General features: G+C 32.5%; 24 protein-coding genes. 15 read left to right on the forward strand and 9 right to left on the reverse strand.

Annotated features, from left to right (window positions below):
- Window positions 1–12 precede the first annotated feature (12 nt).
- The 3 genes from AAHH40_RS02910 to AAHH40_RS02920 form a co-directional block, all read right to left on the reverse strand.
- Entirely contained in the window at window positions 13–1,251 is a 1,239-nt protein-coding gene (locus AAHH40_RS02910; protein WP_342220622.1) for a class I SAM-dependent methyltransferase, read from the reverse strand.
- Window positions 1,248–3,662 carry a glycosyltransferase family 4 protein gene (locus AAHH40_RS02915; protein WP_342220623.1) on the reverse strand — a complete coding sequence of 805 codons (2,415 nt, stop codon included), beginning with the start codon at window positions 3,660–3,662 and terminating at the stop codon, window positions 1,248–1,250. Before AAHH40_RS02915 ends, AAHH40_RS02910 begins: the two co-directional genes overlap by 4 nt.
- 384 nt (window positions 3,663–4,046) lie before the next feature.
- Window positions 4,047–5,018, reverse strand: a complete 972-nt coding sequence (locus tag AAHH40_RS02920) for a GDP-mannose 4,6-dehydratase (protein ID WP_342220624.1) — start codon at window positions 5,016–5,018, stop codon at window positions 4,047–4,049.
- Window positions 5,019–5,140: 122 nt separating this feature from the next.
- Between AAHH40_RS02920 and AAHH40_RS02925 the strand changes: the two genes are divergently transcribed.
- Entirely contained in the window at window positions 5,141–6,292 is a 1,152-nt protein-coding gene (locus AAHH40_RS02925) for a glycosyltransferase family 1 protein (RefSeq protein WP_342220625.1), read from the forward strand.
- On the opposite strand, the gene AAHH40_RS02930 is transcribed toward AAHH40_RS02925, so the two are convergent.
- Window positions 6,278–7,006: a class I SAM-dependent methyltransferase gene (locus AAHH40_RS02930; RefSeq protein WP_342220626.1), complete on the reverse strand. Its 729-nt coding sequence runs from the start codon at window positions 7,004–7,006 to the stop codon at window positions 6,278–6,280. The genes AAHH40_RS02925 and AAHH40_RS02930 overlap by 15 nt on opposite strands.
- A gap of 51 nt (window positions 7,007–7,057) precedes the next feature.
- Complete coding sequence (locus AAHH40_RS02935; RefSeq protein ID WP_342220627.1) at window positions 7,058–8,545, reverse strand: mannose-1-phosphate guanylyltransferase/mannose-6-phosphate isomerase; 1,488 nt, start codon at window positions 8,543–8,545, stop codon at window positions 7,058–7,060.
- A 250-nt stretch (window positions 8,546–8,795) separates the two neighbouring features.
- Between AAHH40_RS02935 and AAHH40_RS02940 the strand changes: the two genes are divergently transcribed.
- Together AAHH40_RS02940 and AAHH40_RS02945 are read left to right on the forward strand one after the other, a co-directional pair.
- Complete coding sequence (locus AAHH40_RS02940; protein ID WP_342220628.1) at window positions 8,796–9,935, forward strand: glycosyltransferase; 1,140 nt, start codon at window positions 8,796–8,798, stop codon at window positions 9,933–9,935.
- Between the two features lie 19 nt (window positions 9,936–9,954).
- Window positions 9,955–10,761 carry a glycosyltransferase gene (locus tag AAHH40_RS02945; protein WP_342220629.1) on the forward strand — a complete coding sequence of 269 codons (807 nt, stop codon included), beginning with the start codon at window positions 9,955–9,957 and terminating at the stop codon, window positions 10,759–10,761.
- Here AAHH40_RS02945 and rfbC read toward each other — a convergent pair.
- Together rfbC and rfbA are read right to left on the reverse strand one after the other, a co-directional pair.
- Complete coding sequence (gene rfbC / locus AAHH40_RS02950; protein ID WP_342220630.1) at window positions 10,753–11,301, reverse strand: dTDP-4-dehydrorhamnose 3,5-epimerase; 549 nt, start codon at window positions 11,299–11,301, stop codon at window positions 10,753–10,755. The genes AAHH40_RS02945 and rfbC overlap by 9 nt on opposite strands.
- Window positions 11,298–12,170, reverse strand: coding sequence for a glucose-1-phosphate thymidylyltransferase RfbA (gene rfbA / locus AAHH40_RS02955; protein ID WP_342220631.1), 873 nt, complete (start codon window positions 12,168–12,170; stop codon window positions 11,298–11,300). The genes rfbC and rfbA overlap by 4 nt, the downstream gene beginning before the upstream one ends.
- A 110-nt stretch (window positions 12,171–12,280) precedes the next feature.
- On the opposite strand from rfbA, the gene AAHH40_RS02960 reads away from it, so the two are divergent.
- The 12 genes from AAHH40_RS02960 (at window position 12,281) to AAHH40_RS03015 (ending at window position 23,535) form a co-directional block, all read left to right on the forward strand.
- Window positions 12,281–13,162 carry a glycosyltransferase family 2 protein gene (locus tag AAHH40_RS02960; protein ID WP_342220632.1) on the forward strand — a complete coding sequence of 294 codons (882 nt, stop codon included), beginning with the start codon at window positions 12,281–12,283 and terminating at the stop codon, window positions 13,160–13,162.
- A 41-nt stretch (window positions 13,163–13,203) separates the two neighbouring features.
- Window positions 13,204–13,383, forward strand: coding sequence for a hypothetical protein (locus AAHH40_RS02965; RefSeq protein ID WP_342220633.1), 180 nt, complete (start codon window positions 13,204–13,206; stop codon window positions 13,381–13,383).
- Window positions 13,384–13,466: 83 nt separating this feature from the next.
- Window positions 13,467–14,339 carry a dTDP-4-dehydrorhamnose reductase gene (gene rfbD / locus AAHH40_RS02970; RefSeq protein WP_342220634.1) on the forward strand — a complete coding sequence of 291 codons (873 nt, stop codon included), beginning with the start codon at window positions 13,467–13,469 and terminating at the stop codon, window positions 14,337–14,339.
- Window positions 14,336–15,340 carry a dTDP-glucose 4,6-dehydratase gene (rfbB, locus tag AAHH40_RS02975; RefSeq protein ID WP_342220635.1) on the forward strand — a complete coding sequence of 335 codons (1,005 nt, stop codon included), beginning with the start codon at window positions 14,336–14,338 and terminating at the stop codon, window positions 15,338–15,340. The genes rfbD and rfbB overlap by 4 nt, the downstream gene beginning before the upstream one ends.
- A 202-nt stretch (window positions 15,341–15,542) precedes the next feature.
- Window positions 15,543–17,333 (forward strand): glycosyltransferase family 87 protein, encoded by a 1,791-nt coding sequence (locus tag AAHH40_RS02980; RefSeq protein WP_342220636.1) that lies wholly within the window; start codon window positions 15,543–15,545, stop codon window positions 17,331–17,333.
- A gap of 53 nt (window positions 17,334–17,386) precedes the next feature.
- Complete coding sequence (rfbF, locus tag AAHH40_RS02985) at window positions 17,387–18,193, forward strand: glucose-1-phosphate cytidylyltransferase (RefSeq protein ID WP_342220637.1); 807 nt, start codon at window positions 17,387–17,389, stop codon at window positions 18,191–18,193.
- 14 nt (window positions 18,194–18,207) lie between these two features.
- Window positions 18,208–19,260 (forward strand): CDP-glucose 4,6-dehydratase, encoded by a 1,053-nt coding sequence (gene rfbG / locus AAHH40_RS02990; RefSeq protein WP_342220638.1) that lies wholly within the window; start codon window positions 18,208–18,210, stop codon window positions 19,258–19,260.
- Between the two features lie 16 nt (window positions 19,261–19,276).
- Window positions 19,277–19,687 carry a GtrA family protein gene (locus tag AAHH40_RS02995; protein WP_342220639.1) on the forward strand — a complete coding sequence of 137 codons (411 nt, stop codon included), beginning with the start codon at window positions 19,277–19,279 and terminating at the stop codon, window positions 19,685–19,687.
- A 69-nt stretch (window positions 19,688–19,756) separates the two neighbouring features.
- On the forward strand, window positions 19,757–20,734 hold the full coding sequence (locus tag AAHH40_RS03000; RefSeq protein WP_342220640.1) for a glycosyltransferase family 2 protein: 978 nt from the start codon (window positions 19,757–19,759) through the stop codon (window positions 20,732–20,734).
- Between the two features lie 15 nt (window positions 20,735–20,749).
- The gene (locus tag AAHH40_RS03005; protein ID WP_342220641.1) at window positions 20,750–21,805 is read left to right on the forward strand and encodes an NAD(P)-dependent oxidoreductase; all 1,056 of its coding nucleotides are present in this window, start codon (window positions 20,750–20,752) and stop codon (window positions 21,803–21,805) included.
- A gap of 15 nt (window positions 21,806–21,820) precedes the next feature.
- Entirely contained in the window at window positions 21,821–22,600 is a 780-nt protein-coding gene (locus AAHH40_RS03010) for a transketolase (protein ID WP_342220642.1), read from the forward strand.
- Complete coding sequence (locus tag AAHH40_RS03015) at window positions 22,597–23,535, forward strand: transketolase family protein (RefSeq protein ID WP_342220643.1); 939 nt, start codon at window positions 22,597–22,599, stop codon at window positions 23,533–23,535. Before AAHH40_RS03010 ends, AAHH40_RS03015 begins: the two co-directional genes overlap by 4 nt.
- Window positions 23,536–23,548: 13 nt before the next feature.
- Here AAHH40_RS03015 and AAHH40_RS03020 read toward each other — a convergent pair whose 3' ends face one another.
- Window positions 23,549–24,451, reverse strand: a complete 903-nt coding sequence (locus AAHH40_RS03020; protein ID WP_342220644.1) for a class I SAM-dependent methyltransferase — start codon at window positions 24,449–24,451, stop codon at window positions 23,549–23,551.
- Window positions 24,452–24,463: 12 nt separating this feature from the next.
- Window positions 24,464–25,258, reverse strand: coding sequence for a class I SAM-dependent methyltransferase (locus AAHH40_RS03025; RefSeq protein WP_342220645.1), 795 nt, complete (start codon window positions 25,256–25,258; stop codon window positions 24,464–24,466).
- Window positions 25,259–25,263: the final 5 nt, after the last annotated feature.

A 25,263-nucleotide genomic window follows, 5' to 3' on the forward strand; every position in this document is an offset into this window, starting at 1 on the left:
TAAATATTAATTTTATATAACTTCAATTGTAGGAAATGGAAAAATAAATTTTCCTCCGTGAGCTAAATATTCTTTTTCTCTTCGCAAGATACTCTCTTTGAAGTGCCATGGTAAAACTAAAAAATAATCGGGTTTCATCTTTCGCGCCTCAATGTCAGAAATGATAGGGATATGCGTTCCTGGCGTTAAGCGGCCAAATTTTTCTATATTTACTTCAGCGATAGCAGGAATTTCTGCAGAAGTAAAACCACACATTTGTAACAATACATTTCCTTTTGTGGATGCACCGTAACCAAGTATTCGTTTTCCATCGGCAATAAGTATATGGATTAATTTTTTCAACTTATCTCTATGCTCAAAAACATGATCTTTAAACTTTTGATAGGGCTTAATCGTCGAGAATCCCATATTGTCTTCTTGCTCTAAAAGCCAATTGATTAAGGCAGTATCAGGTTTGATCGAATGGTTATTATTTTTTGTTGCTGTAATGGCAAAGCTGCCGCCATTAATATTATTTAAACTTACTGTAAGAAACTTTAATCCTGAAGCATCTAAAATTTTTTTTATGACATTTAACGAATAATATTCTAAATGTTCATGACAAATAGTATCGTAAGTGTTTAACCGAATCATCGCTGGCATATAGCTCTGTTCAAAGTGCCAAATTCCATCTTCTGCTAAAATTGTTCTAATTTCTTGCGCGAAATGAATTGGATTTTCCAAGTCATAGAACATCGCGATAGAGGTCACAATTTTTGCAGGCTTGTCTGTAGTCGAAAAATAGTTAGCTGCACTGAAATAATCTGGGATTAATTTAATTTCTTTGGGATAATAAGAAGAAAATTTTATTCCTGTTGGATCAATACCTATGCGCCGTATATTATGATTTGAATAGGCTTTAAGCAAAGTACAATCATTACTACCAATATCTAAGACAGTATTTCCAGTTTGTAATCCTACTAATTGCTCTAAATAATGTATTTTTTGAGTTAGATGTTCAACCATTGACTGGTTAAGTCCAGAACGATACCCATAATTATCACCATACATTTCTGTGAAGTCACAAGAATGATTTAACTGTAAAAGACCACTTGTTGGACACCATACTAATTCTAAAGGGGCAGTCGTAATGTTATCTGTTTTAGTCTGAGGAAAAACTCCTGTTAAGGCATGTTCGCCTAAATGTAAAACGCTAATTAGGTCTTTATTTTTTGAAACTCTACAGTGTTCAATTTGTTTATAGCCACTCAATGTGTATTCTCCTTAGTTAATGTAAGAAAATTTTTATAAAAAAGTGCTATAAAATTTGTAGAAAATTGTTCATAACTAAAATGTTTCATAGCATATTTACGTGCTGCTTGCTGAGCAGATAAAACTTTTTCTTTATTATTAATTGTATATAAAATTGCATCAGCAAATTTTTCACAATCACCTACTTCAATCAGCTGCAAAGAAGTAAAGGTATCGCCAAGTTCATTAGTAATTTGTGGAATATTGGTAGCAATAACGGGTGTGTTTAGAAAAAGCGCTTCATTAATTTGTGTTGGGAAATTACCTTCATTTTCTGATGTAAAGACCAAAGCGCTGGCTAATTGATAAACTTGTGTTAAAACAGTATCCGGTAAAGTCGGTAAGCTAATAATATATTTATTATCTTGTCTTTTGGGTGTAAATTTTGTAGTAAGGACACCGTATATTCTTCTCTTCATACCCTTTGCTCTTAATCGACCATTTAAAATATTTACAATTTCTGAAAAATCATCTAATCGTTTAGATGGTCTATCTCTCGTAGGATAAAAAACAAACATATCAGGAAGTTTTTTGATTAATTTCTTGGTAAATGAATTCGCTTTTTTGGGGGGAGGTTGGAAGAGATAAGCTAATGGGAAATAGATAATTTTTTCTTTTTGCGCCCTTAACGCAGAATAAGGCAGATAATTTCGTGTGAACTCAGAATTAGTAAAAATTACTGTGGCCTTTTTTGCTAATTTTTTTCCAATATAACACCATGACCAATGGTCGCCCATTTCCAAGGAGCCTTTATAAAAATGAGGTAGATAATCCGGAAGATATAAAAGTATAGGTTTTTTTATCGCACAGGTTTCAGGGAATAAATAATAGTGGGGAATTATAACAGATGAAATAGACTTATCTTGGTTAATAATTTTCGTATATGAAGTATTATTAATTTTATGAATCAAGTGAATAGAAAAGTTAAAGTATAAAATAATATTCTGAATTAAAGGGTTTTTAAGAAAAAAAATTATTTTATTAATTACTTTATTAAACAAAATAATTTTTAATGAAAATAATTTTGCTTTGTTATTTATTTTTTTAAGTAAAATATTTTCTTGCGTATCTTCCAGTATGAATATTTTTAACTTTGTTAGATCGTTAATATTCTCTGAAAAAAAACCAAAAATTTTCCCAAAATCACGACGATGGCAAGTAACGATAACAGTACAACGCTGAGTTAAGACTCTAACCATTAAATTTGCGACACGTACTATACCTTCAACTGAATAATAGCTTAGTTCTGGACCTATCTCAATGTTAGCACCGAGCCGATGAAAAGGAATTAAGATAGATTTTTTAATCGAATGTTTCTCATTTAAGTTTTTTTTCTTTATAGTATTTATGTTGTAAAGTAATTTTATCGCGGGAACGACTTTTTGATTAGTCAAAATTTCAGTCATAGTTTTATCAAAAATAGGCCACACATAATCAGGATGATAGAGTGTTCTCACGTCTTTTTGACTATGAATAATCTCATTACTTAATGAATAATCCCCCTTTTTTAATTTTTTTGCAAGTTTAACAAGCGCCGCTAAATCCCGTGCCTCGCCAGGTGCAGATAAATTTTTAAAATATCGAGACAACAAGCAGCCTTCCAAAAAGACAACAGGCCCACCTAAGGTCATAAATTCTATTGGAGGTAAATAGCAAGTGGCAGGTTCTGGATAGTGATAAATGAATCCTTTTAACTTAATTAAATGCGCTAGAAAATCCTTTCGTTCTAGTGTTCCAACAACTTGTGGGTCGGAAACAGGTAAGATTTGCACTCCAAAAATTTTAAATTGATTATCTGAAAAATAGCTTTTTATAAGCCTATAATAATAATTATAGTATGGAATATCTAAAATACGCGGGCACATTAAACCCATACTATATTCCGGTGCATTGATATCTTGAAATCGCCATAAATCTTTCAATTTCATAACATCATCAGATATACAATAAGGAATTATCCGTGTATTTAAATATTTTATCCAAGAATCTTCAATACGCAATACTTCTTCATTATGAGGACAAAACCAAAAATTTTCGCGTTCTGTAATGAGATCAAGTATACGATTATCGGCCAAATAATTAGATAGAGCGTAAGGTTGGCCGTAGACCCTATAAATTACTTTACCATGATAAACTAATAGAAAATTTTTTAACCAATTCGGATCAATTGTGATAATAGCTACTTCAAAGTATTGATTCAGAATTTCTCCGATTTCAGATGAAATGGAATCATAGAAAAAATTAGTTTTGGAAAGAATACTAATGACTTCTTTTGGAAGTGTAGAATCGATTTGAGGTTTCCAATCAATAACTGCAGATTGGTCAATAACAGAACTTAAGTAAGGAGGATTAAATACCTCATACCCTAGCATTCGGAGCCTTTCAAGTTCCGTGTAGACTAACAATTTGTGCATCCCGAGCCAAAATATACGTTTTTTGTTCGGAGAATTTGAAATTTTCATTTTTTCAGATCTATAATTTATAAAACATCTAGATGATATAATTAATTTACAATGGTTAAGTTTGTCTTAATGAAATTTTTTTATAATTTATCAACTATTATTTTTTTATAACTAAAGAATTTTTAATCTTAATGATATTAACAAATTTAAATTTACAACCTATAAACTAATATCTTTATAGATAAAAAAATTAGTTCTAGATATTTATCAGCAAAAAACTTTTTAACATTATAAATTCCATTGTTAACCCACGAGAAAGAAGGAATATTAAGAAAAATATCGCTACAGCATAATTTATTTAGCTTTTATACGAGCTATATCGCTATCAACCATCATGCCAATCAAAGTAGCTAATTGTGTTTTTGCTTTCCAATTAAGATTTTTATTAGCTTTGGTGGGATCGCCCAACAATATATCTACTTCGGCGGGCCTAAATAATTTAGGGTCAATTATAAGATAATTCTGATAATCTAAGCCTACATGATTAAAAGCTAACCGACAAAAATCTTTGACAGTAGTGCTATATCCAGTTGCAATAACATAATCGTCTGGATTACTTTGTTGTAGCATTAACCACATTGCTTCAATGTAATCGCCAGCATACCCCCAATCTCGTTTGGCATCGACATTACCTAAGTAAAGTTCCTTTTTTTTCCCCAGGTGAATCTCTGCGACGGTATAACTAATTTTACGACTAACAAACTCAATACCCCTTAATGGAGATTCATGATTAAATAATATTCCATTTGAAGCGTGCAAACCAAAGCTTTCGCGATAATTAACTGTAATCCAATGACCATATACTTTGGCTACGGCATAAGGACTTCGTGGGTAAAAAGGAGTTTTTTCATTTTGTTGTTTTGCTTGAATAAGACCAAATATTTCACTACTTGAAGCTTGATAAAATTTAGCGTTAGGATGAGTTAATCGTATCGCCTCTAAAAGATTAGTCACACCTAATGCAGTTACTTGGCCGGTTAAACTTGGTTGTTCCCAAGAAGTGCCGACAAAGCTTTGCGCAGCAAGGTTATAGACCTCATCAGCTTCTGATATTTCCATAGCGCGTATTAAAGATGCCGAATCTATCATATCGCCATTAATAAATTGTATCGTAGATTCAATATTTAATTCACGTAAACGCCATAGACTGTCACTCGTTCTTCGTGCAACTAATCCATAAACTTTATAATTTTTTTCCAACAAAAATTGTGCGAGATAGGCACCATCTTGGCCAGTTATTCCAGTAATTAGTGCTTTCTTGGTCATTTTCAATCCTTTGAGTGATAACGAATGTTAACAAAGTCCTATAAAAAATTCTACTATTATTAAATAGTCTATATAACTATACTTAAGCCTGCTCTTAATATCAGAATAGAAAGTTAAACAATATGAATATTATTTTAAATACACAAACTTTACAATCTACCTTAACTGGAATTGGGTGGTACACTCGTAATTTGCTACAAGGCTTGCAAAAGCATAAGATTATTAATCAACTTATTTGTATTCCTAGTTTAAAAGAGTCTAATCAGATAATAAAAAAAATTATTTTTCAAACAAATTTAAAAAAAATTATTAAATTTTTTCCCGGCACCTATTCTCTGTTAAGTCGGTATCGAAGTACACAATTTATAAAAAAAACTCGTTTTTTAGTTCATGATAAATATATTTATCATGAACCTTGCTATATATTAAGCCCTTATTTGGGTCCTAAAATTTGCACCATACATGATTTATCACATATTCATTATCCCGAATATCATCCTAAAGAAAGAGTAAAGTATTTAAGATATAATTTACCTATAAGTATAAATAATGCCGATCATATCATTACTGGATCTGATTTTGTTCGTAATGAGCTTATTAACCTTTTTTCATTATCACCTAATAAAATAACACGTATTTACCATGGGGTTTCTAATGTATTTAGACCACGTCAGTTTCATGAAATAAAAAAAACTATTTTAGCTTATAACTTACATGAAAAATCTTATTTACTTAGTGTTGGAACTTTGGAGCCGCGAAAAAATTTAGAACATTTAATCCAAGCTTTCAGCCGACTACCTGAAAAGCAGCGCAAAAAATATCCTTTGGTTTTGGTAGGAATCAAAGGGTGGAACACACGCTGTTTTGAAAAGCTAACTCGCTCGCTCATTAAAAAAGAACAATTGTACTGTTTAGGTTATGTGCCGGAAGCTGATTTGCCTTATTTATACTCTGGTGCATATGGATTTATCTATATATCCATATACGAAGGCTTTGGATTGCCTTTATTAGAGGCGATGGCCAGTGGTATACCTACACTTGCCAGTAGTGAATCCGCAATGCCAGAAGTAGTGGGAGATGCAGCTATGCCGGTTAACCCATTTGAAATAGATTTGATAGCAGATAAATTAAATCAATTAATAAATGATTTAACTTTACGTGACAGGTTAAAACAGCTAGGTCCTCTTCAGGCAGCTAAGTTTTCTTGGAAATCTTGTATAGAGGATACTCTGGCGGTTTATCGTCAAACACTAAATTCTTTAGGAATTAGTTAAATTTTTAATCTGAATTTTTTGTACATATTGACCACAAGAAAAATTACGTAGTAAAGGTGTTTTCTCGAAATAAGGTTCAAAAAAATTCAATATTTTTGCTAAAAAATCTGGACAAAACAAAGGTACAAACCCAACATACATCGATTCAATTATAAGTCCTCCATTATTTCTGAACCATTTATCTATTTTCCTAGGCGAATAAGATTTTTCTTCATGAGCGATGTGATACGGAGAAACTTTTTCTAATATTTTCAGCACAGGATTATATCCATTTGGTTCTGCCACAATAATTTCATTTGCGATATTGCATATTATTTCGATAGCTTTTTCTACTTGGTATAAATGGTGCAAAACTCCTCGTACAATGGCTATATCATATTTTTTAATGAGTGGAATTTGATAAACATCCATCACCTGAAATTCGATATTTTTTATATGCGCCATATTTTTTTTAGCAACCGCAATGGCAGCATCATTTGGATCAACCCCTGTCACAAATTCAGGATCTAATGCAAGAAGTTCCTCAGTAAATATGCCATCTCCACAGCCAATATCAATAATTTTTTTTCCCTTTATGTCGCCTAACGCCTGATGAATAACTTTGCTTGTTCTCGTGCTAGATAATATACTAGATAATCTTTTAGTATTTGAATATTGATATCCGCCATTGGCAATAACATCCGATTTAAATGTATCTATATTTTTTTCTTGCATAATTAATTAATTTTCCTATTAAGCCGTTTTAAAAAATTTATATATTTAAAATCAATGACAAAGATTTTCTTCTTTGCTAATTGTATGATGCTCCCGATCATAATTATCTCTAAATCGGATAATATCGTCTTCACCTAAATAACTACCTATTTGTAGCTCAATCAAAATTAAGTCTTGGTCATCAAAATTACTTAAACAATGTTTATGTCCCAGAGCTATAAAGGTTGATTCTTGCTCCTTTAGTATAATTTTTTTTTGATCATTTTCTACAGTGGCCGTGCCAGCAACGACAACCCAATATTCACTGCGGTATTGATGCATTTGTAAGGATAAACTAGCACCAGCATGCACTATCAATCGTTTCAATTTATAATTTAGGCCTTGATCTAAAATGGTGTAATGCCCCCAGGGACGATAAACAGTTTGATGATAGCGATAAGACTCTTGTCCATTTAACTTTAATTCTTCTACTACTTGCTTGACTTTCTGCACCTGATCTTGCTCACAGATTAGCAAGGCATCAATAGTATCGACAATGGTTAAATTTTTTACTCCTAGTACGGCAATTAGTCTTCCAGGAGAATTTTGACTATAAATAGTCGTATTATGAGTTTCTTTTAAAAATGCATTTCCTACTATACGGTTACCATGTTCTGATGGTTCTAATAATGTATTTAATGCATCCCAAGAACCAACATCTGACCAACCGAAATCTGCTGGTAGAACCGCAATATTTTGTGCTTTTTCCATTAATGCATAATCAATTGAAATATTTTCTAATACAGAAAAACTTTCTTTCTCTAATTTTATTTTATCTTGAAAGTTATTATTCTGTTTAATGCTTAATTTCCAACAATTTGATGCTTTAAGATAAAGTTCTGGCGCATATTGTTTTATTGCTTGTAAAAAAGCTTTAACACTAAAACAAAAAATACCAGAGTTCCAAAGATAATTGCCTTGTTCTATGAATGATTTTGCTTCTTCACATTTAGGTTTTTCGAAGAAATTTACAACTTTAAAAGCAGAATTTAACTCCTTAGATTCAAAATATTGAATATATCCATATGCTGTTTCGGGTTTGTGAGGAATAATTCCAAAGGTAGTCAATAAATTTTTTTTTGCTAGTTGATATGCTTTTGCTATGCTTGAGTTAAACTTGTCTTGGTTCAAAATGATATGATCGGCAGGTAATACCAATAATATTGCTTCTGGGTCAATCATTTCTTTTATAAATAATGCGCTAAAGACGATGGCCGCTGCTGTGTTTCGAGAACAAGGCTCCAAAATAAAATTAAATTCTTTTGAGTTAGCTGCCAAACCCAAATCACTAAGCTCTTTTTTACTTTGATAATAATATTCAAAGTTAGTTACGGTGATAATTTTTTCAACATTAGGTAGGTTGACAGCACGTTGGTAAGTTTTCTGAATTAATGAATAAGGATCATTATTGAGCCGGATAAAGGGTTTAGGGTGTGCTTCACGAGAAACAGGCCATAAGCGAGACCCATTCCCACCTGACAAAACAACAGGGACAAGCATCTTATTTCATCCTTGAACTTAGTAGATTTTTAAAAGTAAGTCTTTGTTTTTTATCCTTTGGAGCTATTGTTATTGTTAAAGCTTGGAACTCTAGGTATGTTATTGAATACCAACTTTGGGCTTGAGTAAAGATTTAATCCTAATTTATCTAAATACATACCCAAATAATTTAAAGACCATTGAAACATAGCTTTTTTAGTATATCAATATATCAACTGTATTCGAATGACTGGAAGGTCGCAAAGGACTTATGGAAAACATTTTACATTTAGGAAAATTCTCGAATGAGCAAGTAGGGGGAATCGAAACTGTTGTTGATATGCTACTTACCGGATTGAGTCTTGATTTTAATTTGTTCAATTTGGTTGCTAATAATTCTTTTAGAAATGAAATAATTGAACAATCAGGTTACATTGAATGTAGCATAGCTTTAGCAGGGATGTTTGCTAGGACTCCTTTTTGTCCCAGCATGCCTTACCATATAAAAAAACTTTATCAGCATTATCAGTTTTCTATCGTCCATTTGCATTTGCCCAATCCTATGGCGCACCTCGCTTCAGAAATTCTACCTGATTCAGTGAAACGAATTATTAGCTGGCATAGTGATGTGATAAGACAAAAGAAATTATTACGGCTCTATCAACCCTTTGTTAATCGCTTATTGAAGCAGGCCAGCGCGCTAATTGTATCGACCCCTTATTTAGCTGAACATTCTAAACAGATTAAAGCCGCCAGGGAACGTAATATTATTCATACTATCCCTTACGGCGTGGATTTTGATTATTTTTTGATCAATAAATGCCAGGAAAAAATCGATCAGATTAAACACCAATATTCTCAGCGTTTTCTGGTATTTGCTTTAGGTAGACATGTCTATTACAAGGGATTTTGTTATTTAATTGAAGCAATGCAACAATTGCCTAAGAATATTATTTTGTTATTAGGAGGAGAGGGGGCATTAACACAAAAATTGAAGCAACAAGTCAAAATTTTACAATTAGAACAACGAGTCTTTTTTCTGGGACAAATAGCTAAGCAAGATTTACCAGCTTATTATCATGCTTGTGATTTATTTTGTTTGCCATCGATTAATGAAAGTGAAGCATTTGGAATAGCTCAATTAGAAGCGATGGCTTGTGCAAAACCAGTCATTTGTTGTGATGTGACTCAAGCTGCGAGTAATTTGAATCTAGATGCTGTGACTGGCTTTGTTGTTCCTCCACGCTGCTCTATAGCACTGGCAAATGCAATCTATAAGCTTTATCAGGAACCTTTATTGCTACAATCTTTAGGTCGATCGGCTTATCATTATGCTAAAGAAAATTTCACTACGCAAAAAATGGTAGCGCAGATAAAAAATCTGTATCAAGAAATTCATCATTTTAATTAACATAATCCAAGAGAAATTTATGTGTCCAATTAAACTTTCAATTAGTATAGTTATATACGGAGAAGATTTCTTACAAATAAAAGAATGCCTTTTAAGTTTGCTCAATGCGATTCCCAAAGATATTTCTCATAAAATTAGCATTATAGATAATGGTGCTTTAGAATTAAATAAAAAAAATGATTTAGAATTCAAAATTAAAAATAATTTTACAAATTTACCAATTACTTATCTAATTTCTCCCAAAAACGGCGGTTATGGTTATGGGCACAACCAAGTTATATTAACAAGTAATGCGGAATATCATCTAATTCTGAATAATGATGTGTATTTAATGCCCGATACGCTGAAAAATGCATTTGAATTTATGCAGCAGCATCAGCAAGTCGGCATGTTAGTTCCTGATGTATATGATATGGATGAAAACAGAGTACATCTTTGTCGGCATAATCCTAGCCTTTGGATTAGTTTTTTGCGTCGGTTTGCTCCTGATATTTTTAAGAAAATTTTTTTGAATCAATTAAGAAAATTTGAGATGCAAGATAAAAATTATAATGAAGTAATATTTAAATTAAGTAATCCTACCGGTTGTTTTATGTTTTGCCGCTTGAATTTGCTTAAACGTTTAGGTGGGTTTGATGAAAAATTTTTTATGTATTATGATGACTCCGATTTAGGTCGACGCTTGGCAAAAATTTCTGAAATTGCTTATTCACCGACAGTTAGAATCAAGCATGTTTGGCGACGTGCTCCCTATCGAGATAAACGTATGGCAAGGATTGCGAGTAAGTCTGCTTTATATTATTCGTGGAAATGGTTGTTAAAATAATAAACCAGGTAAAATATTTTTTAGGCAAGCATAATTTTTATCTTTAGGTGAGATTATAGGCGCTGACAGTGGCCAATCAATAGCCAAGTTTGGATCGGACCAAAGTATGCCTCGCTCAGCTTCAGGATTGTAATAATCACTGCATTTATAATGAAAATCAACGATCTCACTTAGTACGCAAAAACCGTGCGCAAACCCTTTTGGTATAAAAAGTTGATAATGGTTTTCATCGTTCAAAATAATGCCAAACCAGTGCCCGAAAGTAGCAGAACCGGTCCTGATATCCACTGCCACATCAAATACACTACCGCGGATGACAGTGACTAATTTATCTTGGGCCTGGTTGATCTGATAATGCAGCCCTCGCAATACATTTTTACTGGAACGAGATAAATTATCTTGAACAAAATAAATATTTTTTTTTAGCAATCGTTGATAGCGTTCTGCCTGAAAAGCTTCTAAAAAAAAACCTCGTTCATCTTGATGAGACATCGGATCGATTACCATTAAATCTTGGATAGGTGTTGGTATAATTTTCATAATGCTCTTTTCAGTATAGCGAGTAAATAGTTACCATAATTGCTATTGAGTAATTTACGAGCAGCAATTTCTAAAGCTTCACCGGTTATAAACCCTTTTCGCCAAGCAATTTCTTCTAAACACGCTATTTTTAAGCCTTGCCTCTTTTCAACGACTTGTACAAAATGAGAAGCTTCTAATAAAGCATCGTGTGTTCCGGTATCTAACCAAGTACTGCCACGGCTGATTAGTTGATGTGAAAGTTGTCCTTGACTTAAATATTGGCGATTCACATCAGTAATCTCCAATTCACCACGTTTAGAAGGCTTAATATTTTTGGCAATATCAATCACTTGATTATCATAAAAATAAAGACCTGTGACCGCCCAATTTGATTTAGGCAACGTTGGTTTTTCTTCTATGTCAATTAAACATTGATCGTTATCAAACACGGCAACACCATAGCGCTCAGGATCATTGACAAAATAACAGAAAATCTTCGCGCCATGTTGTTGTCCAGCTGCAGATGTTAAGCTTTCGGAAAATTTCTCACCATAAAATAGATTATCACCTAGAATTAGTGCGACCGAATCTTTGCCAATAAAATTTTCACCTATAATGAAAGCTTGCGCTAAACCATCAGGATTTTCTTGGGTTAAATAACTGAGATTGATCCCCCATTGTTCGCCGTTACCTAGCAAACTCTGATATTGGGACAAGGCTTGAACGCTGGTGATGACTAATATTTCCTGAATACCGGCCAACATTAAAGCGCTGAGGGGATAATAAATCATAGGTTTGTCATAAATCGGGAGTAACTGTTTACTAATTCCTTTAGTTATAGGATGTAAGCGAGTACCTGAACCACCAGATAATATGATACCTTTCACTGATAACTTTCCTTGTTAAGTGCTGTTTAAAAAAGAGCAATTTCATTTCTATCGCTTTAATTTTTTCCTAGTGTAAGGTATATTGCAATTTATTAAAATAGCTTATGTACATGATGTCTAAACCTGCTGTATTAGTTAATATCGTTCTTTATCATCCTGATAAGAAAAAAGTATTGGACCTAATCGATATCTGTTCCCAATATGAAAAAGGCAAGGTTTTATTATTCGATAATAGCGAAGGTTCTCTATCCTTTGAGTTTGATAATAATAAGAACGTTTTTTTATTTAAAAGTCCCAAAAATGTCGGCGTAGGCGGTGCACATCATGCCGCATGTCAAATGGCCGAAGAGAAAAATTTTGATTTTGTGATATTTCTGGATCAGGATAGTCAATTGCCACCAGATTTTATTAATGACATGATTTCAGGCTTTTATCGATTAAAAAAATTACATCCACGTTTGTGCGCTATTGGTCCAACCTGGAAGGATCCTGAACTTGGAGAATCAAAAACTAGAACATTAAAGGATAAGATAAGAAGCTTATTAAAAGCGCCAAATTTAAAACATGTGTTAATCAGCTCAGGAATGTTAATTTCGGTACCCACTTTAAAACATATTGGCTATCCCAAAAAAGAATATTTTATCGATTTAGTTGATACGGAATGGTGTTTACGTGCTTTATTCAAAAATTATCAAATATTCATGTTATCTGATGTTCATATGTCGCATAGAATCGGTGAAATCAAAAAAATAAGTAAATTCAATTTTCAATATGAACAATCACTTCGATATTATTACTCACTACGTAATAGCTTATTTCTATTTCAGGAAAAAAATATTTCACTTTCATGTAAATTGTTTATTTTAGCTGGAAATTTATTTAAGTTAAGAAAAATAATTTTTTCACCTACACCGATGCAAAGTTTAATAGCCGCTAGTCGAGGCATTAAGGATGGATTTTTAATGATAAACAATATCAACGATTGTACTTAACTACTATCTTTAAGGACTAGGAATATAAGTCTGATGCCACTGTGTTAATTAATGTCGAACTGTATAATCCTAAGAAAGATAAAGTATTAGAGCTTATACGCATTTGTACCGAGTATAAATCTGCTAAAATTCTGTTGTTCGATAATAGTGCAGAAAAGGAAAATGAAATGCAAAAAATACCTTTTGTACCTGAATCTATAGAGAGTTTGTTGGCAACATAGAATTGACTTAAAGATGGAATTTTGTCAAAAAAAAGCTCTTTTTATAAATAGTGTTTAGCATAAAGAAAATTTAAGGTTTCTTCATGGTTAAAGTCATATTAACTGGTGCGCAAGGTCAAGTAGGGCATGAAATTGTCGATTTAGCAGTAAAGTATAACTTAGAATTATGTCCTTTTACCCATAAGCAACTGAATATCACAGACTTTGGACAGTTAAAACAAACGATATCTACAATTAAGCCAAATTTTATTATTAATGCTGCGGCCTATACTGCTGTAGATAAGGCTGAAAAAGAAAGCGAACTTGCCTTTGCTGTTAATGCATTAGGCGTCGAACATTTAGCAACAATCGGCCAAGAATATAATATACCTTTATTGCATATTTCTACGGACTTTATTTTTGATGGTCAAAAAAAAATTCCTTACGTGGAAGAGGATAAAACTAATCCCTTATCTGTTTATGGGCAAAGTAAATTAAGTGGTGAAAGTTTGTTAAGAAATATTTGGTATAAACACATCATTTTACGCGTCAGTTGGGTTTTTGGAAGTTACGGAAATAATTTTGTGAAAACTATTATTTGCTTAGCAAATGAACGAACCGAATTAAGAGTTATTGCTGACCAAAAAGGAGCTCCTACTTATGCCGGAGATATTGCACAGACTTTATTAAAAATAATAGAGTGTCTACATAAAGGTCAGTTTGCATGGGGTACATATCATTATACAGGAACACCATCGCTGAGCTGGTATGAATTTGCAAAAAAAATAATAGAAGAAGCGGAACACCATGAGTTAAAGTTAAAAAAAGTAATACCCATTTCAGCATTAGAATATCCTAGTATTGCATATAGGCCCCCTAATTCTGAATTGGCTTGCGACAAGATTGTTCAAGTGTTCGGTATTAAACCAAATACGTGGTCTGCGGGTTTAAAGAAGGTAGTGAATATTTTATTATGACATATACACCCAGAAACATTTTAATCACTGGCGGTGCAGGATTTATAGCAAGTCATTTTGTGCACTATTATCAAACCCTCTATCCTGAAATATTTATTATTAATCTCGATAAACTCACTTATGCAGGGTCTTTGAATCATTTAAAAAATTTACCCTATCCTGATAATCATCATTTTGTGCAAGGAGATATACTTGATAGTCAATTAGTGTTGGGTCTATTGAATGATTTTAAGGTGGATACGGTTGTACATTTTGCCGCTGAAACACATGTGGATCGTTCGATTAACTCACCTGAAAAATTTATCCAAACTAATATATCGGGTACTTTCGCTTTATTAGATTCGTGTCGAAAATATTGGTTACATGAACTTGGTTTAAACGAACAAGATTGTCGATTTCATCATATATCCACTGATGAAGTGTATGGCAGTTTACGGAAGGATGAGCCAGCTTTTACTGAACTAATGCCCTACCGACCTAATTCTCCTTACTCAGCTAGCAAAGCATCTTCTGACTATCTGGTACGCGCCTATTATAATACTTATGGGCTTCCTGTTAGCATAACCAATTGCTCAAATAATTATGGTCCTTTGCAACATAATGAAAAATTTATTCCTACCATTATTGATTGTTGCTTACGACAAAAACCAATACCTGTTTATGGTGATGGCTCTAACATTCGTGATTGGCTTTATGTTGAGGATCATTGTAGAGGTATCGACAGAGTGATTCGAAACGGAAAATTGGGGGAAAGCTATAATATTGGTGGCAATACTGAATTAACTAATCTAGAAGTCATTCAAGTTATCTGTGATACATTAAACAAAATTAGACCTATTTCCTATAAATACGCTGACTTAATTACCTTTGTAAAAGACCGGGCAGGGCATGATTGGCGTTATGCCATTAATACCCATAAGATAAAAGGAGAATTAAATTGGCAACCTACAGAGACATTTTCTTCAGGAATCATCAAAACATTATCTGAGTTTGTAAAATAAATAAAAAATATTAGACTGATATTATTTTATATAGCTCTCAAATAGGTTAGTTGGCTTATATTAAGTTTGTCTATCTCATTTATAGGATAATTGTGCATGAGATTCTGATTGTAAACACTATATAAAAAGTGTAGCATGCTGATTATAAAATTTTTAGAAATGGACTTAAATTAGCAAAAATATTAAAATGGACTTTGGTTAAATGAAAGTCACTGAGAGATTATTTCCCGCTTGTCAATTGGGCAAATCAGACTATTTCGTTGGCGGATTACTTCTTCTATTTTGTTATGTCGCTTTTTTTCAATCAGACATCTATGTTACCGGATGGAATTCTTTAAATTATCTTTTCGGTAATCCCTTAGAATTTTATGACAATTGCAAAAAGATACAAGGTCATGGTGATTTCGCCTCGGCAAATTATCCGCCTACTGTATTTGCGATTTTTGCGGTCTGGCTGTACCCATTCAAACTTTTTGGCTTAATAAAATCTCCATTTTATTTCTCTCCTTATTTAGTGTATTGGCTTAAACTCTTAACCTCATTAGTCTATCTCGCGACGGGGCTGCTTTTTTATCAGGTAACACAAGTATATCAAAAAAATGAAAAATGGGGCGTCTATGCCACTTGGCTTTGGTTAACTTCACCAATAGCGATATTTTCACAATTCATTTTTTCACAATATGATATCTTTTACGTATTTTTAACATTATTTGGATTTTTAATTTTTTTAAAAAAACAAAATTATTTGGCCTCATTTTTATTTGGATTAGCAATTACATTTAAATATTTCCCTTTTTTTGTTTTTATTCCTTTACTTCTATTCTTTGAAAAAAAAATTATAAAATTAATTTTATGCGGCTTAATTTTTTTAATACCAACGTTTATAATTCAGGCCTTATATATTCATTCCTCAGCGTATATTTCAGGCGTATTGGGCTTTTCTGTAATCGCTCGTGTGTTTTCTGCAGGATTAATCTATGGCGGTCAGAAAATATATTATATATTTGCCATATTTTCAATATTGGTTGGAATTGCTTACTACTTAGATAATTCCTATAATTATAAAAAAATAGCCGGATTTATTTTTCTTTTTTCAAGTATATTTCCTTTTCTTTTTATGTTATGGCATCCCCAATGGTTAATATTTATTACACCCGCCATGGTATTAACCACAGTATTGAGTAGTAAAGATAAAATTTCAAAATTTTTGATTTTTGATTTGTGCGCGATGGTGTTTTTTATAGGTTTTACCGTTTTATCTTTTCAAGATAATGTTGACCTAGCTATGTTTCAAGGTAAATTATTTAATTTTCCTCTTAAACATTTTTTAAATATTAGTATTCTATTTAATCTTTTTAAAGGATTTAGTTCTAATGTCTATTTATCCTTGTTTTGGGGTTATTTAGTTTTACAATTTATTCTTAAATATAAATTTATTGATAAAAAATATATACTTGATTCATTCTTTTTATATAACAATATTCGACAAAGGTATTACATAGGAATCTTGATTTTTCTCATTCCCGCAATTTTTATGTTTATAATAAATTTTAATAATAAAGATTTATATATTTTAAGTACGGATAAAGAAAAAAATTTTGGAGAGTTAACAGCAAGTAGGATTTTTGAACAGAAATTTATTGCTGAAAATGGCAAACTAAAACAGGTAGATTTATTTTTATCAGCGCTTTCAAGACAAAATAATAATTATATTCAGTTAGAAATTTTGAATAGAGATCGTAAACAATTAATCACTTTTAAACGGCCTGAGAGGCTTTTACAAGATAATGGCTGGGAATCATTTAAATTTAAACCGATTACATTGAAAAAGGGTGAACTTTATTTTTTGCGATTAACATCACCAAAAAGTTATAATGGCAATGCTATTACTTGGTTGGCTTCGGCAAAGCCTACCTATATAAGAGGGGCTATTGTTGATGGAGTTCCACAAAATACTGATTTTACGTTTAAATTAAGATTTGAAAATATTTAAATACTTAAGTTACGATATTAAGTAATAAAGTTATTCTTAACAAAGGAAGATTGATGAAAGCCGTTATTTTAGCAGGAGGAGCAGGTACGCGTATTAGTGAAGAAACCAGTTTGCGTCCTAAACCTATGATTGAAATCGGCGGTAAGCCTATAATCTGGCATATCATGAAAATCTTTTCAGCTTTTGAGATCTATGATTTTATTATATGTTTAGGATACAAAGGATACCTTATTAAAGAATACTTTTCGAATTATTATTTGCATACATCGGATGTTACGTTTGACATGAAGAAGAATTGCACCATAGTTCATCAAAATAATTCGGAGCCATGGCGAGTAACCTTAGTTGAGACTGGAGAACATACTATGACAGGTGGTCGTCTCAAAAAAGCAATTCGGTATCTTGATAACGAGGATTTTTGCTTTACTTATGGTGATGGTGTGGGCAATGTTGATATTAAAGAACTTATTCAATATCACAAGCAACAAAAAACTTTAGCGACCTTAACAGCTGTACAAGCCTTAGGTAGGTTTGGAGCTTTGGATATTATGGGTAATAAAGTAACTGCTTTTAAGGAAAAACATAGAGAAGAAGGTGCCTGGATTAATGGCGGTTTTTTTGTGTTATCTCCCAAAGTACTTCAATATATTGAAAACGATGATACTGTGTGGGAACACAACCCTTTAGAATCTTTAGCTCAACAGGGTGAATTATCGGCTTTTTTTCATAAAGGATTTTGGCATCCTATGGATACGTTACGGGATAAAAATACTTTAGAAACTTTTTGGTCACAAGGTAATGCACCTTGGAAAATTTGGGGAAATACCTCGCAAGTGACAGAGAATATTATTTCCCTTTAATGGTAGATTCATTGATGAAATTTTGGCTCGGAAAAAATGTATTAGTCACAGGACATACGGGTTTTAAAGGAAGTTGGCTTTGTTTATGGCTGCAATCCTTAGGAGTTAATTGTGTTGGTTTTTCTCTAGAACCTCCTAGCCAGCCAAATCTTTTCGATATTACTCAGATTGGCGAAAAAATGAAGAGCATAATTGGGGATATAAGGAATTTTGAATTACTTCAAAGGACATTACAAAAATATCAACCTGAAATAATTATTCATATGGCTGCTCAACCCCTGGTTAATTTTTCATATCAGGAGCCACTAATAACCTATTCAACCAATATAATCGGAACTACTAATCTTCTTGAAGCTGCGCGTTTCACAGACTCAGTGAAAGCGATAGTCAATGTTACAAGTGATAAGTGTTATCAAAATCAGGAATTAAATCGTGGCTATCATGAAGAGGATACTTTGGGTGGTTATGATCCTTATAGTAGCAGTAAGGCGTGTGTGGAATTGATTACACAAGCCTATTCATACTCTTATTTTAAAGAAAGAGGAATTAATATTGCTACAGCGAGAGCAGGCAATGTTATAGGGGGTGGAGATTGGGGGCAGAATCGTTTGGTCCCGGATGTGGTCAATGCCTGTATAAAACACCAAAATATTTCTTTACGTTACCCTAATGCTTTACGGCCATGGCAACATGTATTAGAGCCATTGAGTGCTTATCTTATGCTTGCTAAACACTTATATGAAGCCCCGGCAGCTTATACTCAGGCTTGGAATTTTGGGCCTAGCGAGGATCAAGATAAAACCGTTAGCTGGCTTACTGATACACTTATCAAATATTGGGGAAGCGGAATACAGTGGATTGAAAATTCCAGTGAACTTAAACGTGAAACTAATTTGCTCCGTTTAAACTCTACTAAGGCAAAACAGTTTCTAGGTTGGAAAAGCCAATGGAATATAGAAACAGCGCTAGCAAAGACGGTTGAGTGGTATCAAAGTTATTTTAAGGAAGAAAATATGCAAAATATCACGTTAAAACAAATAGAAGAATTTCAGAAAACATTAGCCTAATTTTTAACCATATATTATGTCATTAGCTAAACCTAATATAATTTTTGGTTTTCTTAAGGAAAATTTTGAAGCAAGAAAACAATTTATAGCTTTTTTATTTGTCGGTGGAATTAATACACTATTTGGCTATGGAGTTTATGCTTTTTTTATTTTTATAGGCTTTCATTATCTCTATGCGAGTTTATTTTCAAGATTGCTTGGTTTTGTATTTAATTTTTTCACAATGGGTAAATTGGTTTTCAAAAAAATGGATATAAAACTAATTAAAAAATTTATTATATTCAATATTTTTACTTATTTATTATTTATTATATTAATTAAGCTATTTAGCTTATGGAACGTTAATTTCTATCTAAGCGGTTTAATTGCAAGTGGATTTATGGCAATTCTATCTTATCTAATTAATAAATACTTGGTTTTTTTATAGAAAATTACATGGAGAAAAAATGGATTATCCAATTAAAAATATTTCTTTAAACTATCAGCGATATTAATAATGAAATTAATTTCTATTGTAATACCTTGCTATAACGAAGAAGATAATATCATTGAATTATATAGTAAAATAAAAGATATTTTTAAAAAACTTTCCCATTATCAATACGAATGCATATTTATTGATAATGATTCTAAAGATAAAACTGTAAACATATTAAGGCAAATGGCTTTTAAGGATAGTAATGTAAAAATAATAATCAATGCACGTAACTTTGGGCATATACGATCCCCTTACTATGGACTCTTGCAGACCAATGGCGATGCCTCGATCTTAATTGCAGCCGATCTACAAGATCCGCCGCAAATGATCTATGATTTTATTTTAGCTTGGGAATCAGGTTATAAAATAGTTATTGGGATAAAAGAAAAAAGCGAAGAATCACGGATTATGTTTGCAATTCGTAGTTTGTATTACAAATTTGTTACAGCGATCGCAGAAGTTGATTTAGTTAGAAATTTTACAGGCTTTGGTTTATATGATCGAGATTTTCTGAATATATTAAAAAAAATCGATGATCCTTATCCTTATTTCAGAGGTTTTATATCTGATATTGGTTTTGAACGTAAGGAAATTTCTTATACGCAGCCCACTAGAAAACATGGTAAAACAAAAAATAATTTTTATACTTTATATGATACTGCAATGCTGGGTATTACTAATTATTCAAAATTGCCTATTCGTTTAGCAACCATTGGCGGATTTTTTCTATCAATTTTAAGTTTCTGTTTAGCAATATTTTTCTTACTGGCAAAATTATTGTTTTGGCGATCATTTAGTATGGGGATAGCTCCTATTTTATGTGGTTTATTCTTTTTTTTCTCTGTGCAATTATTTTTTATTGGACTATTAGGAGAATATATAGGATCGATACATACTAAAATAATGAAACGCCCTTTAGTTGTTGAGAAAGAGCGAGTTAATTTTGATATAGGTCAAAAGAATAAAAATGTTCTAGATGAAAAAGCCATCACTTAATTATAAGTCTTTATTATGTATGATAATATTTTAGGCAACGATTTAGACTATATACTTTCGCGAACTTTATCGATATGGAATGAACTAAAAGATCAGCGTATTTTTATAACTGGCGGAACGGGGTTTTTAGGTAGTTGGCTTTTAGAAAGTTTTATCTGGGCAAATAAAAAATTAAAATTGAATGCTGAAGCGGTAGTTTTGACGCGAGACATAGCTAATTTTTTTAAAAAATGTCCACATCTAATAAACGATAAAGCATTGAAATTTTGCGAAGGAAATATATTAGATTTTAAATATCCTCAAGGGAATTTTTCCCATATTATCCATGCTGCTACGGATAGTAATTATGCCAGAATTTCTTCGTGGGCTATGTTGGAAACTATTGTTCAAGGTACTAAATATACTTTAGAGTTTGCAAAAAATTGTGGTGTTAAAAAATTTCTTTTTGTAAGTTCTGGCGCAATGTATGGAAGACAACTAGGGGTTGATGTAATCAATGAAAGTAATTTGTCACAATTTGATGCAACTGGGCTAATGCCTTCCTATTCGATAGGAAAATTTATTGCTGAATATATGAGTAATTTGTATGCTAAAGAACATCATTTTGATATTAAAATTGCACGTTGCTTTGCATTTTTTGGACCGTACCTCCCTTTAGACTTACATTTTGCTATTGGTAATTTTATTCAGAATCGATTAAATAATGAACCAATTCTAATAAAAGGTGATGGGCATGCTTTTCGTTCTTACTTATATATTTCTGATTTATGTATTTGGTTGTGGACTATCCTTTTTCAGGGTAAAAATTTAACTGCATATAACGTTGGCTCTAATGAAAGATATTCAATATGCGAAATTGCTAATATGATAGCTAATTGTATGGAACCACAGGTTGAGGTAAAAATAGTTAACCATACAAAATCTAGCATTGCTGATGATAATTACATTCCAAATATTAGTTTGGCTAGAAAGCATTTAAATTTAGAACCGCATATAAATTTTAACAATGCATTAAATATGACGATGGATTGGTTTCGAAATCAATCGCATTTAGATGAATTAGTAATATAATTTATAAATTTTGTTATGGATGAACTTATTCAACGATCAAAATCTATTAGAAAAAATATTTTAGATATGATTTATACTGCACGAGCTTCTCATATTGCGAGTTGTTTTTCTGTAGTCGATATTTTGAATATTTTATATGCAAAAATTTTAGACGTTGATCAAAAATTTCCGGAAAAGCTCGATCGAGATTTTCTTATTATGAGTAAAGGTCACGCAGCAGCGGCACTCTATTCAACCTTGGCAAATTATGATTTTTTTCCCATTCAAGAATTAGCAGATTTTTGCAAAAATGGGGGGCGACTTGCAGGACACATTACCGCTAATGTTCCAGGTATTGAATTGTCAACAGGCGCATTAGGTCATGGGCTATCGGTGGGCTGTGGAATTGCTTTAGCGAGTAAAAAAAAGGTATATATCATCTTAAGTGATGGAGAATGTGACGAAGGCTCTATTTGGGAGGCTGCTTTATTTGCTCCTCACCATTACTTGAATAATTTAACCGTTATCATTGATTATAATAAAATTCAAAGCTTTGGTCTGATTAACGAAGTATTAAATTTAGAACCTTTTGCTAACAAATGGCGATCGTTTAACTGGGAAGTTTTAGAGGTTGATGGGCATGATTATGTTGATTTGGACCGAGCTTTTGCTTATCAATCGAGTTTACCTAAAGTGATCATTGCCCATACCATTAAGGGCAAAGGTGTTAGTTTCATGGAAAATAATCTGCTTTGGCATTATCGATCGCCCGATGAAGCACAATATAATCAAGCGCAAAAAGAACTGTTACTATGAGAAATCGGTTTATTCAGCTTTTATGTGCATGGGCAAAAGAAGATGAAAGTATTTATCTATTAACAGCCGATCTTGGTTTCTCAGTACTGGAACCTTTTGCGCAAGCGTTTCCTAGCAGGTTTATTAATGTCGGTATAGCTGAACAAAACATGATAGGAATCGCGGTTGGCTTATCCTTAATGGCTAAAAGAGTTTTTGTTTATAGTATTGTCAATTTTGGGACTATTCGTTGTCTCGAGCAAATTAGAAATGATGTTTGTTATCATAATGCGAATGTGATTGTTGTCATTGTTGGCGCAGGTTTGGCCTATGGGCTCAATGGCTATACGCATTTGGGTGTAGAAGATCTGGCCGTCATGTTGCCTATGCCTAAAATGAAGGTATTAAGCCCCGCCGATAATTTTGAATTAGAAGCTTGTATGGGCTATATAAAAAAAAATTCTGGTCCAAGTTATCTTAGATTATCTAAAGGCGGCGAACCACTCATTCACTCTGATTATTTTGATATTGAAGCGAGTTTCAAAAGTGAGCTATTTTCGGATATTAATATTATTTGTCACGGAACGGTGCTATCTGAAGCTATAAAAACAAAACTTCTTCTAAAAGAGAATTATAATTTGAATATAGGTGTGTTTTCTATACCCTTACTAAAACCCTTTCCAACCAACAATTGTTTGGATTTGCTTCGACATAGTAGGCATATTTTTCTTATTGAAGAGCATATGCAGTATGGTGGAATGAATAGTCTGGTTACCAGTTTAGCTGCAAGTTTGGGTCCAGATTGTCCCTATATTTATGCTTATGCTTTAGATGAAAAAGTCATGCATGTAGTGGGCGATCAAACCTATCTGCGCAGTTCTTTTGGATTAAATGCAGAAAATTTATTAGAATCCATTTTGAGTGATTTATCTATTATTGCAAAACTAGAAGTTTAACAGCGCTTATTTTTTATAGTTTATATCCTGCTGTTATTCGATTACCCACATTGAATCCAATTTTAATTTTATCAACGCCAATTAAACCACTTAGCCATTTTAATTGCTTTTTTATCGCGGTTGGCAAGGGTGCGAGACGTAACCAATAACTAAAAGAATACAGATTGATAAATGGTTTTGAATAAATATTAGTATAATCAGAACGCTGAAAAAGCTCACAGATACTTTTTTTTGAAAATAATTGCATATGTTCAATATCGATTATCGGGGACTTTTTACCGAGAATGCGGTTTATTAAACTTTTATAATCGTGAGTTACTGTAACAAAAGCTCCATTTGGTTTTAATAACCGCTGTGCTGCTTGGGCGATTATCAGCGGGTCGTATACATGTTCCAGCGTCATAAAGCAACAGATGAGATCAAATGAAGCAGGATCAAAATTTTCTTCTTTAAAAATTTCTTTTCGCAACCAAGCATGGCGATGCATAGGTGCAGCTTCAATAGCTGCTGCAGAGGGTTCTATGCCAATTAATTCTTCGAAACCGTTATTTTTTAATAATTCAAGAAATACGCCTGTTCCAGAACCAATTTCAAGGGCTTTCTTTTTAACGGTTAAATTTTCTAGGATGGGCTGGATAGTTTTGATATAAGCGAATGCAGCGTCATCGGCTTCTTCTGAGCTATCATATTCAGAAACATGATAGGCATTAGCCAGATGATGCTCTTCAGGTGGATTATTGACATAGACAAGATCACATATTTTGCAGCGCAGCAAACGATGACACATAAATTCTGGCTCTTTACGAGATGCATAACTGAATCCAGAAATTCGATTTTCATGAATATTTTCTTTCTGGAAAAGCGCAGCGTCTTTGCTGGAACTTTTACAAACCGGACAAGAACGATCAGATGACATAAAAATCTCTTATCAATTGGGTGAGCTTAAAACATTTATAGGTTTCGTAGCGGTTAACGAAAATCCTAAGGGATCAAATTGAGATTTAATTTTTAATTTCATCGACAGATGGGCCAGAATAAAAAATAATAATAAATTAGGTAGAAGTATTAATCCAATAGGAAGTGTTAAAAACGTTAGTATTTTCTTTTTTGGTAAAAACATACTCTGAATTAAACATAGGGTTTTGTTAAAAAGTACTGCAAAATCATTCCCTCTGGTTTCTATACTAATATCAGTAAAGCCTTTTTTTGTAAAAAGTTGCTCGAGAGCTTCTGGCGTAAAACGAAAGTAATCATAAGGTAGATGATGTCTACGAGCTGACCAAGGTACTGTTAATATAAGTTGACCATTAGGCTCTAAGCATCTAAATATTTCGCTTAAAAAATTTTCTGTATCAAAAATATGTTCTAAAACTTCGATACATAGTGCATGACTGAATTTATTCTCAGGAAATGGAAAAATTCCCCCAGAATAATAAATAATTTCTTTATTATTTTTCATATTAAAATCCTTAGCAGATTCAGTGTCTAAACCGACATAGCTAACACCTTTGCCTAAAAAACTTTTCCAAGGAGAATTTCCTGCGCCAATATCAAGAACCGTATTAGAGATAGCAGCTAGTTTAGGTCGCAGAAAATCGGTAATAGTTTTGAGTTGTAAATCAAATAAACAACGGACATAGAAGAGAAAAGGGTTATCAGCAGGAGAGGTTACTGGAATTGGTTTTAATTGTTCTTTATGTTCGGAGATAGAAATAAAAGCCATAAAAT

The organism is Rickettsiella endosymbiont of Miltochrista miniata (assembly GCF_964031245.1).
Classification (GTDB): domain Bacteria; phylum Pseudomonadota; class Gammaproteobacteria; order Diplorickettsiales; family Diplorickettsiaceae; genus Aquirickettsiella.

Coding starts and splice junctions, on each gene's coding strand:
- rfbB (WP_342220635.1), top strand. CDS start 14,336: ATGACATATACACCCAGAAACATTTTAATCACTGGCGGTGCAGGATTT.
- AAHH40_RS03015 (WP_342220643.1), top strand. CDS start 22,597: ATGAGAAATCGGTTTATTCAGCTTTTATGTGCATGGGCAAAAGAAGAT.
- AAHH40_RS02930 (WP_342220626.1), bottom strand. CDS start 7,006: ATGCAAGAAAAAAATATAGATACATTTAAATCGGATGTTATTGCCAAT.
- AAHH40_RS02995 (WP_342220639.1), top strand. CDS start 19,277: ATGTCATTAGCTAAACCTAATATAATTTTTGGTTTTCTTAAGGAAAAT.
- AAHH40_RS02945 (WP_342220629.1), top strand. CDS start 9,955: ATGTGTCCAATTAAACTTTCAATTAGTATAGTTATATACGGAGAAGAT.
- AAHH40_RS02920 (WP_342220624.1), bottom strand. CDS start 5,018: ATGACCAAGAAAGCACTAATTACTGGAATAACTGGCCAAGATGGTGCC.
- AAHH40_RS02915 (WP_342220623.1), bottom strand. CDS start 3,662: ATGCTAGGGTATGAGGTATTTAATCCTCCTTACTTAAGTTCTGTTATT.
- AAHH40_RS02925 (WP_342220625.1), top strand. CDS start 5,141: ATGAATATTATTTTAAATACACAAACTTTACAATCTACCTTAACTGGA.
- AAHH40_RS03020 (WP_342220644.1), bottom strand. CDS start 24,451: ATGTCATCTGATCGTTCTTGTCCGGTTTGTAAAAGTTCCAGCAAAGAC.
- rfbD (WP_342220634.1), top strand. CDS start 13,467: ATGGTTAAAGTCATATTAACTGGTGCGCAAGGTCAAGTAGGGCATGAA.
- rfbG (WP_342220638.1), top strand. CDS start 18,208: ATGAAATTTTGGCTCGGAAAAAATGTATTAGTCACAGGACATACGGGT.
- AAHH40_RS03000 (WP_342220640.1), top strand. CDS start 19,757: ATGAAATTAATTTCTATTGTAATACCTTGCTATAACGAAGAAGATAAT.
- rfbC (WP_342220630.1), bottom strand. CDS start 11,301: ATGAAAATTATACCAACACCTATCCAAGATTTAATGGTAATCGATCCG.
- AAHH40_RS03025 (WP_342220645.1), bottom strand. CDS start 25,258: ATGGCTTTTATTTCTATCTCCGAACATAAAGAACAATTAAAACCAATT.
- AAHH40_RS02960 (WP_342220632.1), top strand. CDS start 12,281: ATGATGTCTAAACCTGCTGTATTAGTTAATATCGTTCTTTATCATCCT.
- AAHH40_RS02980 (WP_342220636.1), top strand. CDS start 15,543: ATGAAAGTCACTGAGAGATTATTTCCCGCTTGTCAATTGGGCAAATCA.
- AAHH40_RS03005 (WP_342220641.1), top strand. CDS start 20,750: ATGTATGATAATATTTTAGGCAACGATTTAGACTATATACTTTCGCGA.
- AAHH40_RS02935 (WP_342220627.1), bottom strand. CDS start 8,545: ATGCTTGTCCCTGTTGTTTTGTCAGGTGGGAATGGGTCTCGCTTATGG.
- rfbF (WP_342220637.1), top strand. CDS start 17,387: ATGAAAGCCGTTATTTTAGCAGGAGGAGCAGGTACGCGTATTAGTGAA.
- AAHH40_RS03010 (WP_342220642.1), top strand. CDS start 21,821: ATGGATGAACTTATTCAACGATCAAAATCTATTAGAAAAAATATTTTA.
- AAHH40_RS02940 (WP_342220628.1), top strand. CDS start 8,796: ATGGAAAACATTTTACATTTAGGAAAATTCTCGAATGAGCAAGTAGGG.